The following is a 17,275-nucleotide window of genomic DNA, read 5'->3' as shown; positions in this document are numbered from 1 at the left end:
TTTATCCCTTGATTCCTGTTAATGTAATGCCCTCAACAAAATATTTGTTGCCGATCAAGAAAAATACTAGACAAGGAGCTGTAACGACGAGCGCCAGTGCCATGACCTGTTCATAGTTCGGAATGCGCATCCCGTTCACAATATACAAGCCCATAGGCAGCGTATAATCTGCTTCAGTCTTCAAATAAATCATGGTGTAGAAAAATTCATTCCAACAGTTGATAAAGCTGAACAACGCCACAACAATCATTGCGGGACGTATAAGCGGCAGCATGATGCGGGAGTAGATACGGAAGTAACCCGCACCGTCAATCTTGGCAGCTTCACTGAGTTCTAGTGGAATCGTCATGAAAAATTGCCGGAGCAAAAAGACAAAATACGCGTTGCCGCCTGCACAGAAAAAGGCCGGAATAATAAGAGCAGGTTTGCCAGCCAGTCCCAAAGAAGTGTAAAGAGAATATTGTGGCAGCAGGGTTACGGCACTAGGCAGCATCATCGTACTGATGACCAGCACGAACCACATCCCGCGCAGCGGAAAGTTCAGCTTAGCAAAGGCATACCCCGCAAAGCTTGTCGTCAGCACCGTCCCGATCACATAAGGAACTACAATCGAAACTGAATTCCAGAGCTGCCGCAGGAACTGAATACGTTCCAACCCAAGCCGAAAATTATCGACATTTAGTGACTCGGGGAAAAACACAGGCGGCCGCGCCAGTATTTCTGTATGGCTCACGAAGGCACCTCGCAGCAGCCAATAAAGCGGAAAAGCAAACACCACTGCGAGCAGACAGGAGAGCAGAATCAGCCCGGTATTGATGGCTTTAGCTCTTTTCTTTTTTTTCTGGATACTTGTATAATTCATAATTGCGGTAGCCGCCATTATCTCGCCTTCTTTCTTTTGCCCATCGAATCGTCCCTTTTAAATGCGCCCTGGAAGTAGAACAGCACACCAGTAATAGCCATAGTGATTAGGAAGACGACCCATGCCTCAGCAGACGCCAAACCGCGCATCCCTACCTGAACAAATGAATGGTCATAGATCATAACGTTGATAAAATAAGTCATCCGATCGGGTGCACCATTTCTGGACAACACCACACTTTGCGTATAAATCTGGATAGAGGTCATCATGCACATAATCAATTGGAAAAAGAGGACAGGCTTGATCGTCGGATAGGTTACTTTGAGGAACTTGTGCCAAGCATTTCCCCCGTCCATCTCGATAGCTTCCAGCAATTCTCCCGGAACATCCTGCAGCGTAGCGATGAACACAACAATCGTCCCACCACAGGTCCACAAGCTCATGATAAACAATGTCTCAAAAATACGGATGGGATCTGTCAGGAAATCAACAGGGGCTACTCCTATCTGCAATAAAATCCAGTTAAGCAATCCACCCTTGGCTTGGTTCTGTAGAAGCATCTGCCACACAATCGTTGTCGCCAGCATCGGAACTACAGACGGCAGAAAGAATATAGCCCGCATCAAGTTTCTGCCGATAAATTTACGGTTCAATAAGAGTGCAACAATCAGACAAAAGGTGATTACAAGCGCCACGTTAATGAAGGCATAAATCAAGGTTACCGTTATGGATTTCTTGAATTCGGAGCTGGTATTGGTGAATATGTACCGGAAATTATCCAGTCCAATCCACTCCATAACTTGGCTTCCGCTCATAATCGTTATTTTATGAAAGCTGTAAAACAAACTGGCCAACATCGGATAAAGCGTCAATACCAAAAATCCAATAATGGCCGGTGCTGCAAACAAATATCCAGCCACCGCCTCTTTGGTGACACCTCTGGCATGCTTTTTAACATAGACCGCAGCCGTTTCGGTTTTGCTCTCTGGGTTCATAAGCAATAGCCCTCTTTTCAAATATAAGCTCTAATTAGGAAACCTTGCCGCTCTCGAACAACTGCTTGATCGCTGGCATGATCGCGTCATAGACTTCTTTAACACTTTTCTTACCTGCCAACGCCTGATCAATAGATTTCTCATATTCAGTATTCATCTTGAGGTAGGCAGGAACGTAATATGCAGGCCATTGTGCGATAGAGTCTTTCGTTGTGGAATAACTAAGGATAGTTTCTTTTGCGCTTTCAGGAAGATCGGAGGTCCACTTTTCAACCAAGGTAGGATCGGTATACCAATCTGCCTGGTTCGGCAACCACGCACCACTCTTCAGCAGCTCCAGACTGTTCTCAGGGTTGACCATGTAAGCATAGAATTTCTTAGCTTCCTCAATGTGCTTCGATGTATTGTACACAACAAGCGGAGCACCACAGTTCATCGTTACTGCCTTTTCCATCTTAGGCAGAACGCCAACGCCGATATCTTCATTACCTTTGATATTAGCTAGATCCCAAGAGCCGCTGATTGCCATGGCATAACCACCACTCAAAGCGTCTACCGCAGAACCAATTCCAGAATTCCAAGTGTAATTGAAAGCGGATGCAACCTTGTCTTTGTTAACGAGATCAGCTAGCTTCTGGATGGCATCAACCGTTTTGGGAGAATCCCATTGAAACTCCTTTCCATCCGGGGAAACAATCCCGCCACCGTTGGCATAAGCTGCCCAGAAGTGGTGGAACTCCCGTCCCGCTGTCATACCAAGCCCGTAGTTCTCGGTCAGAGCAGCATCAAAGCCTTCATCTGCCGCTGTTTTTCCTTTAGTATCTGTCGTTAGCTTTTTCGCGTTTGTCACGAATGTATCCCAATCCCACGCATTTTCAACTTTGGAGGGTGGATATTCAAGACCTGCTGCATCAAATTTGGACTTGCTATAGTAAAGCAGCTCCAACTGGTTGGATAGGCCGACTCCAATCACTTTTTGCTCAGGTGAATGGATTGTAATCGCTGATAGTTTTTCAGGAATGCTTCCGTCCGCTAATAAATCGCTGATATCTTCGATAATTCCCATTTCATTGTACTTTTGGATATCGCCTTCACCCATATAACTGATATCTGGAAGTTCACCGGATTCGAGCCGGGTCTGAATAAATGTATCAAAGGAGCCATCTGCTGGAAGTACTTGTGCATTGATTTTCACTCCGGTGTCGGCTGTATATTTTTCTGCTGCCGCTTCTACCAGCTTTTTCTGTACATCATCACCCCAATACAATAATTCCAAGGTTACATCTTTATCAGGCGTAGTTTCTTTGTTGGCTGCTCCAGACCCTTCAGATGCCTTTGGAGCCGCGTTGTTGGAATCGCCCGAACAGCCTGCCAGTGCGGAAAAAACCATCATTGATGCTAAAGATAGAACTAGAGTACGTTTTCCAAACTTCATGTTTGTTGCCTCCCTTTTTTTCATATCTATTTATTTCAAGCCAAGCATTTAAAGCTTTAGCCTAAAATCATCATGGTTTGTCATTCTTAGCGATTACAGACAAGGGCTGAATATTCCTCCGCCTGCCAGTCTTACGCGAGACTCTAGTATCCCCTCAGTTGTGCGATATTCGAGCTTATCCTCAAGCAGCACATATCTTGACGGATATGCAGCGTAACTTGTTACGATCCAGCCCTCCGAGTCTTCTTCAATATAACCGTTAATACAGCGCATCTTTCCGCGTGGATCCCTGTACAAATATGTGGTTGTCCCGAAGCCCATTAGATAGGCCACTAGCTCCTCCCCCATATCCCAATCATCTCCTGTCACACCCGAGAACAGCGAAGCAAACAAGGAATCACTTGCCCCCACAAATACGGATTGCCCAAAACGGTTTCGCGACAATTCTGGCATGTTCAGGTTAGGAGCTGCCACACTATATGTAGAGGCTGCCTCTCCAGGCAACAAACGGCGTGGAGTAGAGCGTACATTCCAATCGTAACAATTGAATACTGCCATCGTAGAACGGTAAGCGGCTTCCAAATATTCAGGGTCTCCAAGGAATTCATAGGCAACCCGGGATGCTCCTGCTACCAATCCACCCCAAAGGGAATGAATCATATACGACAAAGCTTCCCACCAGCGATCCGGATTCTGCACTCTGTAATCATTGCTGAATCCGATATTTGCCAGAATTAGTTGCCCATAACGCTGAGCCTCCTCTTTATTTCCAAGGTGACACAATGTTTCACAGGTAGGACCAAATCCTGCATTATCGTAAAAATGCTCCGTTATAGCTCCCTCATACTGCTGTATCCCTGTCTCCAGATTTCTGCCAAATTGCTCCCATAAGGTAAGTAGACGTTTATACTCTTCCGAAAGACCGCTCTGCTTCAGTGCCTCTAATAAATCAAGAATATAGAGCACAAATATACCATTTAGACGGCTCTCATCCTGCTCACGCTGCCCACTATGCCGATCAGGGTCTAGGCGAAGGCACATGATTTCGGCAGCCCATTGTAGATATTCTCTAGGAGAATGAATTTTAAGTAATGAACCATCCATTCGTGACAATAGATAAAAGACATGCCCAATATAATCCAGATCATAAATGCGGTAGAATTCTCCATACAAGGGACGCGGATGATTGAAATCTCCGCCTTCAAACCAATGCTCCTTCACATCCAATACTGCGGCAATCTCGGCCTTAGCTACTTGTTCGGGGACAGCCTTGGCCATGCTATTCTTCATCAGAAGAAAAGCAACCTTACCCAGCGATTCTCCCTGATTCGATAGCGGACGGAAGGCATATGGCCTCTCGGCCTCACCTGTCCCTCCAAAGTTGTTATTTACCAACCACTCGGCTCTCTTTTCCAGAATCAGGTCAATCGACTCCAGTACATTCCAGACCAGGATATCGGTCCGTCCATCTTCTAGCCCCAGCTCCAGCTTATGTTCTCCCGGCTCCAAACGCTGTAAAGATATAGTGTAGCTGCTGCCTGACTCCAACCGTACAGCTTCGTTCGTAATATTCTCCTGGCGGATCAGCTCCGTTACCGGTGAAGTGCTATACAAACGCAGCTCACGTAGAGCCTGGCCCTGCGGCAGATCAACAACAGCTTCGAACCTTCCTCCCCGGGTTAATACAGGCGTATAGCTCCAGCGTGGATGTCCATAGGCCATACCCTGCCTATAGAAATCATCTCGATTCTGACAGGGATGGAATATGTATTCCCAGCTGGAGGTCTCTCCAGCGTCAAGATCCAGCGGACTGTAAGCGCCACCATATATCCAGTCGGCAGCTGCAGATTCGGTCATAGATGATCCGTCCTCCACCAACGATAGCCGATGATACAGCAGACCATCCAAAGAAGGGGAAACCTGCTCAAGAAAACGATTCTTATAACTACAATAAGTACCTACGGTTACTGTTCTGCCCTGAACACCATAAACACCCAGATGTGGTGCTTCGTTGTTCCGTCGAATGGCAGCAATTTTAGCGAAATCTCCACCAAGATGGGGGAATACTGCACAGGACTGACTCATATTGCGCTGCACATTTTCATCTCGGTACATGACATAAGCGAGCGAAAACCACACATGAAGTCCATTAATTCTTACAGACTGTGTTGAGCGGTTCGTAGCTTCAATAGTCCATCTTAGTCGCTCATCTTCCAAAGAATATGTAAGTCTGATTGCAATCGGCGCGCCTTCAAAATCCACAATTACACGGTGTTTTCCTTCTAGCGTGATATTGGGCAACAGATCAGTGCTTTTTATGATATTCCCGTCTAGCTCTATTGTCCATTCTCCGAATAGCTTATCTGTATCCGCATAACCTGCCTCTTCCAAATAAGACGGATCAACTACCCAGTTCATTTCACTAGGGTCGCCCTGTAATATCAGAGACTGAAGCGCTCCGCGGTCGCTTAACTCCATCCTGAAATTTTCGTTGCCTAGAATCGTCATTGCCTAGCACCTCTTCAATATTTTAAGTTAAACGTTTAGATTTATGAGGAAAAAGGAGCTGTGAAACTTATTTTTGTCTCACAGCATTTTTTAACGTAGCCACGGAATCACGTTCGATCAACCGGCACTCCGGCATGGTCAGTGAATCCATCTTCGTCCCCTTGATTAAATTGAACAACACCTCAATAGCTTGATAGCCCATCTCATGTAGCGGAAGTCCCATTGTTGTTATACGCGGGCGTAAGTAATCACTGAATTCACGATTATCAAAACCGACAACCGACAGATCATCCGGTATTTTAAACCCTTTTTCCTCTGCCGCCTGCAAAATACCTACAACCATTACATCATTCATGGAAAGAATCGCGGTTGGAGGCTCCGGCAAAGCGAGCAACTCGGAGGTAAGACGATACCCTGATTCCCTCTCCCAGTCTCCCATCTTAATTAACAGTGGATCGAATGGTAATTGATATTCAGTAACGGCCTTGTAATAACCGTTCAGTCTTAATCTGGAAGGGATTGAATCCATCAAACCACTGATTACAGCAATTCTGCTATGTCCTTGGTTAACCAAGTAGGACATGGCTTGGTAAGCAGCTTGCTCATCATTATACTGGATAGAGATATCGTCCTGTGTGTAAGAGTAGGTATACACAATAGGCTTACCTTCCGTATCGATTAAACCCGTTAAATCACGGGGATGAACACCGATATAAATAATCCCATCCACTTGATTACTGAGCAGTTCGGCAACCGCATTAGCGGCATACTTTCGATAGTCTTCCGTATTCGAGAAGTTACGGCCGATACGCTTGTCCAAACGAAGATTCACCAGTAAAATATGCAAATCATTACGATCTCCAAAATCATTAATTCCATCGATAATATCGGGGGTGTTAAATACCGTCACATCTTCTGCAATAACACCTATTGTATTCGTACGGTTGAGTTTGAGACTCTTCGCAATAGCATTCGGCTTATAATTCAACTCCTCAATGGCTGCAACAACTCGTTCCCTTGTATCGGAACGTACATTGCGGGTACCATTAAGCACATAGGAGACTGTAGCAATCGAAACATTAGCCTTTGCGGCTATGTCTTTAATGCTGGTTTTCCTCATTACACCTTCTCCTATCTTATTATGGAACTCTTTCAATCACGTTGTTAAACGTTTAGATTATTTTTACAGTTAAAATATACCACGCGTATTTATTGCTTTGCAACCCCTTTTTTGCTATTCTCAAAAAATCCTCCTGTTCGTCCCCCGTTTCGTTTAGAATTGATTTATCTGTTGTTCATTGGATAAAAATAAGATATAGGAGCTTGAGCTTGCTATGACACCATTTACTGAGAGAGTCATTCATATCATACAGTCTATACCAGAAGGTAAAGTGATGACTTACGGAGGAGTTGCCCGCGCGGCAGGCAGCCCAAGAGGAGCGAGGCAGGTCGTTCGCATCCTTCACTCCATGAGCAAAAAATATAAGCTGCCCTGGCATCGGGTCATTAATGCTAAGGGAATGATCGCACTAACTGAGGATGAGTCTAACTCCCTCCAGAGGCTCTATCTACAGGGAGAGGGAGTTAGTTTTAGTGAAAAAGGTGTGGTAGATCTGAAGCAATTCCAGTTTGAGCCGGAGTGTGCCGATTAGTACCCTCTGGTAACTCTTCGTCTTTCTCCGGTGCCAAGAGCATTGAGTAGACAATACATCGTCGCGTAAATGACCAGCAGGACAAAGGCAATGAACAAGCTGAAAAATACGGACTGGAGATTCAGGCTATCCAGAACAAGTTGATACAACTGATGCCTGTCCGTCAGGACGTCCCAGCTATTGAGTCTGTAGACTCGGCCAAGCAGTACACCATATCCCCCGAGCATACATGCCGCAAGCACGAATACCCATGACCACAGCAGGTTGCTTTTGCGATAAATGACCGTCTGGAACTGATACAATGAGAAAAAACCGGTCAACCATCCACTCCAGGTGAACAATAAAAGAGTGACCAAGTCATACCAGTAGCGATTCTGAATGGCCCCCTCCACGATATATCTACTTTTTCTTACCGTTAAATGCACCAGGTCAGTCATGAGATAAGGCGCGTTGGGAAAGAACAGCAGCCACGCGACACCCAAAAGAAGAAGTAATAAACCGCCTATCTTCCTTTTGTCTAGCTCATAAGCAGCCATGGAAAATAAAAACGGAATCCAAGCTAAGAACAAATTCCAAATTAAAAAACCGTAAAACGAATCCGTCTGAAGTGACACTACACGATATACCGCCAATGTAGCGACAGACAATCCCGCCAAGAGCATAAACACCTTCGGATAATTCAATTCCTTCATGAGCTTATATTCTCCTTATCGATATTGATTACATTAAACTTATACCCAATTGTACAAATTCAGAATTCCGAAGTCCAATTTTAATACAAAAGCCCAGACGCAAGAATAGCGCCCAGGCCGACTTTATTTATTAAGCTCAAGTACCGCTGATTAGTTCAGAGGCAATGCTGGCTTCTTGCGTCCTGTCAGACCTCGTAGTCCACCTGCATCCTCCTGACAGGATAATGCCGTACACTCCCTAAACGCCGCATGACTGCATCCGATACATTTATTGTGATTAATACTGCTAAGAGCTTCATTGATCGCTTCACCGGTATGGTGATAAAACTGTGCCTCTCCTATTTTGTCATATAGCCCGGTTCTCTTAAGTAGCTCAAGCGGCTGCGGCTGAACACCGGAGATCATCAGTTTCCCTCCAACAGCATGGAGATGCCGCACCAGCTCCGCCAGATTGGATTCACCCGTAGTATCCATGAATGGCACTTTTCCCATCCGCATTAATATAATTTTCGGCTGATCTGAGCCATAACCCGGCATGGTGTCATCAAATCTATACGCAGCGCCAAAAAACAGCGGTCCTTCCACGGTATAAATCCCAATCTGCGGACAATCATGACTCTCCGTTACCATATGTGCTCCTACCTTGACGGAATTAGGATCAGGCAATACTTTGGATACCAGATGAACCTCTCCCATCCGTTTCACAAACAAAATCACCGCAAGAATCAATCCCACCTCTACGGCCAGCGTTAAATCTGCAAATATCGTCAACAAGAAAGTGATGAATAATACCAAAGAATCACCTGTTTTGATTTTAAGCAAATGAAGAAATTGTTTACGCTCACTCATATTCCAAGCCACTACCATCAAGATAGGAGCCATCGCTGCCAACGGAATACTAGAAGCATAGGGTGCAAACAACAGAAGAATTAGGAATACCACTACCCCATGAACGATCCCTGAGATCGGAGAAACTGCGCCGCTTTTGATATTTGTGGCGGTTCTGGCAATGGCACCCGTGGCTGGAATTCCTCCAAACAATGGAGCTGCAATATTGGCGATTCCCTGACCAATCAGTTCACGGTTGCTGTTATGGCGGCTGCCCGTCATCCCATCAGCTACGACAGCTGACAATAAGGATTCAATAGCACCCAACATCGCGATGATAAAGGCCGGACGAATCAGCAGTGTAATCCGCTCCCAGGTAATGGTCGGAAAACGGAAGCTTGGCAATGTATTAGGGATATTCCCATAGGCCAAACCAATCGTAGTCACCTTACCGCTAAAAAATAACGCTGCTATGACAGTTGCACAAAGAAGACCGACCAATGGACCCGGCACCTTCGGAGCGAAGCGAATCGCTAGGATAACAACAGCCAGACAAATCGCGGCGGTCAGGATACTATATCCATTGATCGTCGATAGATGAAGTCCAATTTCTTTCATGTTATCTACAAAGCTCTCGTGCCGTTCAATATCCCTTAACCCAAGGAAGTTAGCAATCTGTCCGGTGAAGATAATAACCGCTATGCCTGCTGTGAAACCAATCGTGACCGGCTTCGGAATAAATTTAATCAGTACACCCAGCCTTAACAATCCCATGAGGACTAAAATAACCCCCGCCATCATCCCCGCTAACAGCAGGTTCTCATAACCATACTGCATCCCAATAGCGAACAAGATAGGAATAAATGCACCTGTCGGTCCACCAATCTGAAATTTCGATCCCCCGAACAATGAAATACATATGCCCGCAACGATTGTCGTATAAATGCCATATTCCGGCTTTACACCAGAAGCAATAGCAAATGCCATCCCTAAAGGAATGGCAATAACCCCGACGATTGTCCCTGATATCAAATCCTTGCGAAAAGCGTTCATGTTGTAGCCTTTATAACGACCCCGCCCTGTCATGTTCAAACCTTCTTTTCTTTAAATATCTGATTATTTGAATATAAGAAGAACATTACTCTAGGACGCGACTGTTGTCAACGCCAAAATAACGTTAATCTATTCCATTTTCACTCGCCGCGCATGCCTTCCAGTAATGAAATGGTATTCACGAGATGGTTATCAAATATTTGTTTGGCCACGACCAGAAGGTCCTTGATCAGAGGATCACGTAAGGCATAAATGACTGTGGTGCCTTCTTTCACACTGGTTACTACATTTTTGGCGCGTAAAACAGCTAGCTGCTGGGATACAGCAGAACCTTCCGAGCCGAGAATAGCCTGCAGTTCATTCACATTCTTCTCACCTTCGCTAAGCAGCTCCAGAATACGAATACGCATCGGATGAGCCAGCGCCTTGAAGAATTCGGTCTTAAATTGCTGAATTTCGGTGTTCATAGCTTTCTACTCCTCATGCTTAACTTTCTGAATCTAATGTTATCTTTGTATGTTATCTTAGTCCCTAAGAAGCGTCAAATACTGAAGGGATAGATTCGCACATCACGGACCTGCAATTCTACGAACACACCCAGTGCCATAGGTTCACCGAGACACTCGAACATCACTAACCCTTCACCTATTCGTAAAAATCCTGTGCCATCTTCTTCAATATTCTCCAATACGCCCGTAAAAATAACCCTATCCTGTTCGAGCCTGATGTTGAACTCACCTGCAGGCACAGGATGGATATCCACCCACCTCATAAGCAGCTCCGAAAGCTCCAATTCCACATCCATTTCTGCCCCTGGATTCACAGGAGCACCACACCAGACTCCCCGGCCCTCCCCAAATTCTGTGAGAAAAAATACCTCGTCCTTTTTCAAACCACTTTTTGTAATTTTGATTTGCATAGCCCATACTCCACCCTAATGATTTATAACGATCATTATATCATGAGAATTAGCCCAATTTATCAAGTATAATTCTGGGTTGCCTTATTCAAATAAGTACTAGGGTGTAACCAAGGATGCTTAAAGAACTCACTTTTACTGGTAATCTTCCGCGAGACACTCAGGTCATAATCGATCATAGACTTTATCTGCTCTGCAAAGGCCTCCCCTTTTACCAGCATTCCCAGCTCAAAATCGTGGCAGGCACTTCTTTCGTTGATATTATATGAACCATGAAAAACGGCTTGTGATCTATGATCATAGGTAATTTTCCAATGGGAAAATCGACCGGTGGCACTGTAGTCATAGAAGGAAACACCGTTAATAAACGGCATATACATATTGCCTCTTACCGCCGCGCGATTTGTAGGATGATCATTAACCTCCAGCGGGTTACAAATGTTCAAATTACACGAGCATTCCGGACCAAGCAGCCCGAGCCGATCCCAAAAATCCTGATCAATCAAATAAGGATTCACGATGATAGTCTCTTCAGCCGCGTAAGTAATTAGATCCAGATAATATTGTTGAATCAGGTTAACCGGGTTACCTGGAAAGCTTGCTAACAGCGTACATTCTTCCTCACCAAAATGATAATCCACATCCGGATAATAAAAGACATCATTCACATCAAAATGATCTCCGCCTAGAAGCAGCCAGCGAGAATAGAACATCGCATTCAAAGGCTGCGCTGCTGCGCCGCGAATCCGGAAGCAGCCATCATGCCACTCAGCCTCTTTACTAGGAATCCCCTGTGGATGTCCATCTATACTCATTGCAGAGGATGCCTGCACTGGGGTCTCATACGTATATTGGTCACCAATATTTACACTGCCTATAATCGAGGTTACCCCATCTATGACCATAAACTTCCGATGATCGATGACATTCAGTCCTGTGACCTCAACATCCTCTTGCACTTTATCCTGCAGAAACAGGATACTTTCCGGCACTCCCTCTTGCTCCAGCGCCTTTCGTTTCACCCGCCATTCCATAGCTGAATAATACGAATTGAAGGTATTCAACAGCTTGGCGCCTGCATTCTCGAGCTGATCAGCAATCTTGGAGAACTGGCCGTACTCCAGATTATTTCCGTGCCCCAATGCCGTCAATGTGTAATTGACCATAACCCTTACCTTAACGCCACGCTTAAGAGCATAAAACAGTTCATCTGCAACCAGATTGCCCGAGCGATCATTAAAAAAAAGCATGACAGACAGGTGGATATAATGCTGCGCTTTTCTGATCTCCTCTAATATCATTCCTAGACACTCCGGACCATTCACGTAAGGTGTTACTTGATTATTCCACGTAGTCTGCGGAGCCAGAACCTTTAGCTTGCCTGAGTCTAGTCTGCCCAATACTTCAGTAAGTTGTTCCAGTAAGCTTGGACTAAATCCAGGAAGCTGGAATAGCTGCTGACTTGTCGTAATGACTCCGCCAAGCGTCTGACGATAGGCTCTGGCAGCCTCTAGGTCTATCCCCTCAAGCTTACGCTCCACCTCTTCTCCTGCTACACCCATAATACGGGCAAGCGATCCGCCGGATAGATAATAATTCAAGAAATCAATCATATTTCTCTGTGTCTTCATATGTAAAGTCCCCCATCGTTTATATTGCATGCCTTTGAATCAAGGTAAGGATAGATACCCTAGATCTCCTTTTCATAAACGGGGTGAAATGCAAAATAGGGATGCCCCACAGCCTTTATGGCTATGGATCATCCCTGTTTAGGTTTAAATAGAATTCGCTAAGAATGGAGACAGCTTATTTTACCTGTTCTGCGCTAAATACTTTAACATCTAGAGGAGCAGCCAAGAATTCGCCAGCTTTAGCTGAGAAAGCAGTGAAATGAGCGCTCGTATTGTGGCTGGATACTGCTTCAGCATCACGCCATTGCTCAATCATAATAAATGAGTTGGCTTCTCCAGCATTCTCATATAGCTCATAAGAAAGGTTACCCTCTTCAGCATGAGTAGCAGCCAGTAATGCTTTAGACTCCGTCAAAAACTGTTCGCGACGCTCTGGATTAACTTTAAGTACAGCATGAATAATGATCATTGTATATTCCTCCTAAGATTAGTGTTTATGGTAGCGTGTTGGCTTACTAACTTTAATAATTATTTCCACTCAGCAACTTTATCGATAGGCAGACGAACAGAGGGGTAACCTGCATCAACAGCTTTACCAATGGAGAGCAGCATTACAGGAACATAACGATCTTTTTCCATACCAAACGCTTCAGCGATTTGGTCTTTTTCAAATCCACCAATTGGGTTTGTATCGTAACCATGTGCACGAGCAACCAGCATCAGCTGCATAGCAACAAGTGCGCCATCGATAAGCACGGTGTCTCTGTTAATTTCCCGTGGCAGGTTAGCGAAATGAGCGGATAATCTGGTTAATTGATTTTCTTTTACTTCAGCAGGCATAAGTCCACGTTCAACAGCCGTACCGTAAATTTCTTCAGCGTAATCGAAGTTGTTCAGATCACCAAAGATGGCAATCATAGCCGCAGAAGTCTCTACTTGTACGTTATTAAAACGAGCGAGAGGCGCTAAAGTAGCTTTAGCTTCGTCACTTTCAATGACCAGAAAACGCCAAGGCTGCATGTTCACTGAAGATGGAGCAAGTGTAGCTTCGGCAAGGATCTGTGTCATTTCTTCTTTGCTGATTTTAACGGATGGATCATATTTGCGGATAGAGCGGCGTCCTGTAATAATTTCTTGAAAATCATTTGTTTGTGTAGCGTTCATATGTTTAATTCTCCTTTTAGTGTGTTTTGTAAGTTACAACAGAATGATATTAGATTGCAGACGATTGAGCATATCAATGAGCACTGCTCGCTCCTGATCGTTAAAACCTGTTAGCAGAGTAGCGATAAACCGCCTTTTCTCTTCGCTATATTTAACCATTCTTTCCCGACCTTGATCGGTTAATGAGACCAATGTGACCCTGTTATCGGCTGGGTTATTGCGGCGAGCGATCATGCCACTCTCTTCCAATCCCTTCAGATGACGTGTGACGGCTGCCGCATCAATATCCATTTCCTTTTGCAGACTGATTTGGCTGACTTCATCTACCCGAAACAGTTCATGCAGGAGGCGAAGCCGTGTGGGACTGATCCCTGCACAACGTTCGAATTTTGGAGAGATTCCTTTGTTTAAGGCCTGCAGCAGTTCAAATATATGTTCTTCCTCAGGACAGTACTCCGTCAAAATATACCTCCTTTCTATATTTAATTGCATGCAATTGTTTTGTATAAAATTATACTAACGCATAATCATTGACCCGTCAACTAATATATCAAATCATTTTTAAAAAATCAACATTGCTTATCCTCATCCGGTGCTATACGCTTGAACAAAAGAGGAGGATACCTATGAGAATATCCCTGATTCAGCTGGATATAGCATTTGGCAATCCCACTATGAATTATGCTGCTGTTGTCCAGAAAATAAAAGAAGCCGCTGTCGCTGCCCCCGATTGTCTGATTCTCCCTGAGCTATGGACCACTGGTTATGATCTAACTCGCTTAGAAGATATTGGCGATCCGGAAGGAGAAATTACCAAGACATTTATCTCCAGCTTGGCTAAACAATACAGCATCAATATCATCGCTGGTTCTGTCGCTAGCCGAAATGATACTGGTGTAACTAATCGTATGTATGTATTTAATCGATCAGGTGAGCTCGTCGGACAATACAGCAAGCTGCATTTGTTCCAGCTGATGGATGAACATTTGTATCTGCAGCCGGGAGAAGCCAAAGGACTATTCACATTAGACAATACGTTATGTGCAGGGCTAATCTGTTATGATATCCGGTTTCCGGAATGGGTTCGCGCCCATACCGCACAAGGGGCGGAAATCCTGTTCGTCTGCGCTGAATGGCCACTGCCCAGATTATCCCACTGGCGGGCGCTGTTGATCAGCCGGGCCATCGAGAACCAATGTTTTGTTGTAGCCTGCAACCGTGCAGGCAGCGATCCTGCCAATATCTTTGCTGGGCATTCAATGATTATTGATCCTTGGGGAGATATTGTGTGTGAGGCTTCTGAAGAGGAAGAAATTCTAACCGGAGAGATCGATTTACATCAGGTGCGTGAGATTAGGAAACAAATTCCGATTTTTTCGGACAGACGTCCTGAGTTGTATAATTAAAAGAGCGTCATTGTTGAATATTAAAAAAGACGTTACGTAGGCTGGCATTATCCAGCTTTCCGTTACGTCCTTTTTTAACAGACTCTAACCCATGCTCAGCCCTTAGGAATACCGCTCGCGCAGCACCCGCGTTGCATCGAGCACACGTGGATCATCATAGTCCAGGCTGTATCCTGTCTCTTGCTGCAAAATGCGGGATGCTCTAAGAGAGACTCCACGACGAATCAAAGCCTGAATAATCCCCTCCCCAAACACTTTCGCCACTTCAGGTCCACCGAGTTCACCCAGTCCAGCAATCGTCTCTGGACGAACCTGTGGATATGATAGTGAGGAGTCTCCTCCGGAGGCTTGCGCATAGAAATTACGAATTTGTTCACCGCGTTCTTGTCCCGAGCCAGAAACTACAACAAATGCATGTACAAAATAGGCATTGTTCTGCCTACGCTGAGCAATACCACAAAACTTCCGGCCACCAATGGCCAGATCGAAATCACCAGGGCAGTAAGAACCAACAATCTCACCAGCCTCAATTTGCGCCGCAGCCTGTGGATGACTAATAGCAACCGCTTCCGTGATCAAAGCAGCCAAGAGCTTAAAGTCATCATGAAAGTCCAGCTTTCCACGTCCTTTGGGCAGAACTAGAGAAACATTAATGATCCCTGCATCCAGAGGCACCGCAGCCCCGCCGGAATGCCTAACCGCTGTTCTAATCCCTTGCGCCTCAAGCGTAAGCATCGCCTGAGCTGCACACGGTAGCTTACTGTCCCGAAGTCCAAGTGCCACACCACCAGAATGACTCCACAGATGTAAGCTAGGAGGTATAAGTCCCGCTCCAACATCCCGGCATAAGGTTTCCTCAAAAGCGAATGGGACCAGCATATCCTCTAAGCTCCCTGCTTCTGTACCTTTGCTCTCATCCCTTGCACTCAGATGTTGAAAGAGCCCCATTTCTGAAGGAAGTTTACTAAATATTGAATCATACTCACGAGTATCCACCAAAGCCCCTCTTTCCCGAATATGAGCCACGAGACCTGCTATTCTCTACCAGCTAAAGATCCAAGCCTATCCGTATAAATAATGATAGTAATATTGTAACCGATCTGTCTCCATGCTGTGAGCAGAGAATTGAAATGAGGTTATGATAACGCTATTCTTATAGTAAATGGACTTACCCCAGAGCATAATAGGGGAAGCCCTAAATTCATGCTATCCCAAACGTTAAGGAGTGATGCTGCATGACAGGAGACAAGCTGACCAAAGAACGACAGCTAACCAAAACAAAGCAATGGGAACAAGCCCTTAACCACCTTTATATCAACTTTTGGGATTACAGCCATGACGCATTAAATAAATTCGCTGATGAAGATATCCACCAGGCAAGAGTGAACAGCCGTAAGCTGCTAAGTCTATTATCCATTCTTGATCCGCGGCACACTTCAGGCCTGTACCCTATTTTCAAGAAAGCGCAAAAGAGATTAGGTAAAGTGCGAGATGCAGATGTTCTAATAGAATCTTTCAAGAACAAGCGCAAGCAGGCGAAGGAGAACGGAGATTCCAAAACTGCAGACCTGTTAAAGGCAGTGATTGCGTACCAAAAGGACAAGCGCAAAACTTACCGCAAGAAGCTCGCTAAGGAGCTGCCTGAACTAATTAATGAAGACCTCGAGGAAAAGTGGAAGACCTTCCTAAGCGAGCAGCTTGAAGCCCTAGCCGCCAAAAAGAATGTTAACGTTGTTATGCGTGAGCTTGAGATCGCTTATGAGCAGAAGAAAAAAACCTGTAAAGCTATTTTCCATGAAGACAATGCCGAATCTAAAGAAGCCTTCGACGCTTTGCACCAGCTAAGAATCGCTGCTAAGGAACTGCGTTATACCGCGAGTGCAGCCGATTTTGCAATAAATCAGAAATTCCATGCGCATGAGGAGATCTATAAGGAGATTCAAGATCAACTTGGGCTGATTAACGACAAACGTCTATGGCTGGAAACACTGAATGCTATTGGACGTGAAGAGCTGGACATCGGTAAAAAAGCATGGAATGCCTTCACGTCGCAATTAAAGGATGAAGTGCTCGATGCACTGCATCATAATGATGTCATTCCTATCCAGACACAAACGAAGTAGCTCCATA

Annotated in this window: 17 protein-coding genes; 3 read left to right on the top strand and 14 right to left on the bottom strand. The window is 45.1% G+C overall.

Going from position 1 to position 17,275, the window contains the following annotated elements; genetic code table 11:
• Position 1 precedes the first annotated feature (1 nt).
• The 5 genes from MHI51_RS02995 to MHI51_RS02975 all read right to left on the bottom strand — a co-directional run bounded on the left by MHI51_RS02995 (position 2) and on the right by MHI51_RS02975 (position 6,920).
• On the bottom strand, positions 2 to 880 hold the full coding sequence (locus tag MHI51_RS02995; protein ID WP_081383335.1) for a carbohydrate ABC transporter permease: 879 nt from the start codon (positions 878 to 880) through the stop codon (positions 2 to 4).
• On the bottom strand, positions 880 to 1,857 hold the full coding sequence (locus MHI51_RS02990; RefSeq protein WP_081387395.1) for a carbohydrate ABC transporter permease: 978 nt from the start codon (positions 1,855 to 1,857) through the stop codon (positions 880 to 882). The genes MHI51_RS02995 and MHI51_RS02990 overlap by 1 nt, the downstream gene beginning before the upstream one ends.
• A gap of 34 nt (positions 1,858 to 1,891) precedes the next feature.
• Positions 1,892 to 3,292 carry an extracellular solute-binding protein gene (locus tag MHI51_RS02985; RefSeq protein WP_076124434.1) on the bottom strand — a complete coding sequence of 467 codons (1,401 nt, stop codon included), beginning with the start codon at positions 3,290 to 3,292 and terminating at the stop codon, positions 1,892 to 1,894.
• Positions 3,293 to 3,385: 93 nt separating this feature from the next.
• Positions 3,386 to 5,800: a hypothetical protein gene (locus MHI51_RS02980; RefSeq protein WP_076276049.1), complete on the bottom strand. Its 2,415-nt coding sequence runs from the start codon at positions 5,798 to 5,800 to the stop codon at positions 3,386 to 3,388.
• A 67-nt stretch (positions 5,801 to 5,867) separates the two neighbouring features.
• Positions 5,868 to 6,920, bottom strand: coding sequence for a LacI family DNA-binding transcriptional regulator (locus MHI51_RS02975; protein ID WP_076193723.1), 1,053 nt, complete (start codon positions 6,918 to 6,920; stop codon positions 5,868 to 5,870).
• Between the two features lie 214 nt (positions 6,921 to 7,134).
• Here MHI51_RS02975 and MHI51_RS02970 point away from each other — a divergent pair, with 214 nt between their 5' ends.
• Positions 7,135 to 7,452 carry an MGMT family protein gene (locus MHI51_RS02970; RefSeq protein WP_405173566.1) on the top strand — a complete coding sequence of 106 codons (318 nt, stop codon included), beginning with the start codon at positions 7,135 to 7,137 and terminating at the stop codon, positions 7,450 to 7,452.
• Here the strand turns inward: MHI51_RS02970 and MHI51_RS02965 are convergent.
• The 8 genes from MHI51_RS02965 to MHI51_RS02930 form a co-directional block, all read right to left on the bottom strand.
• Positions 7,449 to 8,144 (bottom strand): DUF1361 domain-containing protein, encoded by a 696-nt coding sequence (locus tag MHI51_RS02965; RefSeq protein WP_405173565.1) that lies wholly within the window; start codon positions 8,142 to 8,144, stop codon positions 7,449 to 7,451. The two genes, MHI51_RS02970 and MHI51_RS02965, sit on opposite strands and share 4 nt — an antisense overlap.
• A gap of 150 nt (positions 8,145 to 8,294) precedes the next feature.
• Positions 8,295 to 10,058, bottom strand: coding sequence for a SulP family inorganic anion transporter (locus MHI51_RS02960; protein ID WP_405173564.1), 1,764 nt, complete (start codon positions 10,056 to 10,058; stop codon positions 8,295 to 8,297).
• Positions 10,059 to 10,165: 107 nt separating this feature from the next.
• Positions 10,166 to 10,492 carry a metalloregulator ArsR/SmtB family transcription factor gene (locus MHI51_RS02955; protein ID WP_036676741.1) on the bottom strand — a complete coding sequence of 109 codons (327 nt, stop codon included), beginning with the start codon at positions 10,490 to 10,492 and terminating at the stop codon, positions 10,166 to 10,168.
• A gap of 74 nt (positions 10,493 to 10,566) precedes the next feature.
• On the bottom strand, positions 10,567 to 10,944 hold the full coding sequence (locus MHI51_RS02950; protein WP_341001052.1) for a hypothetical protein: 378 nt from the start codon (positions 10,942 to 10,944) through the stop codon (positions 10,567 to 10,569).
• Positions 10,945 to 11,006: 62 nt separating this feature from the next.
• Positions 11,007 to 12,575, bottom strand: coding sequence for a phospholipase D-like domain-containing protein (locus MHI51_RS02945; RefSeq protein ID WP_405173563.1), 1,569 nt, complete (start codon positions 12,573 to 12,575; stop codon positions 11,007 to 11,009).
• 175 nt (positions 12,576 to 12,750) lie between these two features.
• Positions 12,751 to 13,044, bottom strand: a complete 294-nt coding sequence (locus MHI51_RS02940; protein WP_036676736.1) for a putative quinol monooxygenase — start codon at positions 13,042 to 13,044, stop codon at positions 12,751 to 12,753.
• Positions 13,045 to 13,103: 59 nt separating this feature from the next.
• Positions 13,104 to 13,739, bottom strand: a complete 636-nt coding sequence (locus MHI51_RS02935) for a nitroreductase family protein (RefSeq protein ID WP_076223389.1) — start codon at positions 13,737 to 13,739, stop codon at positions 13,104 to 13,106.
• Between the two features lie 33 nt (positions 13,740 to 13,772).
• A complete protein-coding gene (locus tag MHI51_RS02930) occupies positions 13,773 to 14,201 on the bottom strand; it encodes a MarR family winged helix-turn-helix transcriptional regulator (protein WP_076304354.1) in 429 nt (142 codons plus the stop codon).
• A gap of 158 nt (positions 14,202 to 14,359) precedes the next feature.
• On the opposite strand from MHI51_RS02930, the gene MHI51_RS02925 reads away from it, so the two are divergent.
• Positions 14,360 to 15,145: a carbon-nitrogen family hydrolase gene (locus tag MHI51_RS02925; protein WP_341004231.1), complete on the top strand. Its 786-nt coding sequence runs from the start codon at positions 14,360 to 14,362 to the stop codon at positions 15,143 to 15,145.
• A gap of 102 nt (positions 15,146 to 15,247) precedes the next feature.
• On the opposite strand, the gene MHI51_RS02920 is transcribed toward MHI51_RS02925, so the two are convergent.
• Positions 15,248 to 16,141, bottom strand: coding sequence for a lipoyl protein ligase domain-containing protein (locus MHI51_RS02920; RefSeq protein WP_081391852.1), 894 nt, complete (start codon positions 16,139 to 16,141; stop codon positions 15,248 to 15,250).
• A gap of 239 nt (positions 16,142 to 16,380) precedes the next feature.
• On the opposite strand from MHI51_RS02920, the gene MHI51_RS02915 reads away from it, so the two are divergent.
• A complete protein-coding gene (locus MHI51_RS02915; RefSeq protein WP_405173562.1) occupies positions 16,381 to 17,268 on the top strand; it encodes a CHAD domain-containing protein in 888 nt (295 codons plus the stop codon).
• Positions 17,269 to 17,275 lie beyond the last annotated feature (7 nt).

Source organism: Paenibacillus sp. FSL H8-0260 (genome assembly GCF_045040625.1).
In the GTDB taxonomy this organism is placed as follows: domain Bacteria; phylum Bacillota; class Bacilli; order Paenibacillales; family Paenibacillaceae; genus Paenibacillus_AQ; species Paenibacillus_AQ odorifer.
This window is presented reverse-complemented; position numbering and strand designations above follow the sequence as displayed.

Coding starts and splice junctions, on each gene's coding strand:
- MHI51_RS02995 (WP_081383335.1), bottom strand. CDS start 880: ATGGCGGCTACCGCAATTATGAATTATACAAGTATCCAGAAAAAAAAG.
- MHI51_RS02990 (WP_081387395.1), bottom strand. CDS start 1,857: ATGAACCCAGAGAGCAAAACCGAAACGGCTGCGGTCTATGTTAAAAAG.
- MHI51_RS02985 (WP_076124434.1), bottom strand. CDS start 3,292: ATGAAGTTTGGAAAACGTACTCTAGTTCTATCTTTAGCATCAATGATG.
- MHI51_RS02980 (WP_076276049.1), bottom strand. CDS start 5,800: ATGACGATTCTAGGCAACGAAAATTTCAGGATGGAGTTAAGCGACCGC.
- MHI51_RS02975 (WP_076193723.1), bottom strand. CDS start 6,920: ATGAGGAAAACCAGCATTAAAGACATAGCCGCAAAGGCTAATGTTTCG.
- MHI51_RS02970 (WP_405173566.1), top strand. CDS start 7,135: ATGACACCATTTACTGAGAGAGTCATTCATATCATACAGTCTATACCA.
- MHI51_RS02965 (WP_405173565.1), bottom strand. CDS start 8,144: ATGAAGGAATTGAATTATCCGAAGGTGTTTATGCTCTTGGCGGGATTG.
- MHI51_RS02960 (WP_405173564.1), bottom strand. CDS start 10,058: ATGACAGGGCGGGGTCGTTATAAAGGCTACAACATGAACGCTTTTCGC.
- MHI51_RS02955 (WP_036676741.1), bottom strand. CDS start 10,492: ATGAACACCGAAATTCAGCAATTTAAGACCGAATTCTTCAAGGCGCTG.
- MHI51_RS02950 (WP_341001052.1), bottom strand. CDS start 10,944: ATGCAAATCAAAATTACAAAAAGTGGTTTGAAAAAGGACGAGGTATTT.
- MHI51_RS02945 (WP_405173563.1), bottom strand. CDS start 12,575: ATGAAGACACAGAGAAATATGATTGATTTCTTGAATTATTATCTATCC.
- MHI51_RS02940 (WP_036676736.1), bottom strand. CDS start 13,044: ATGATCATTATTCATGCTGTACTTAAAGTTAATCCAGAGCGTCGCGAA.
- MHI51_RS02935 (WP_076223389.1), bottom strand. CDS start 13,739: ATGAACGCTACACAAACAAATGATTTTCAAGAAATTATTACAGGACGC.
- MHI51_RS02915 (WP_405173562.1), top strand. CDS start 16,381: ATGACAGGAGACAAGCTGACCAAAGAACGACAGCTAACCAAAACAAAG.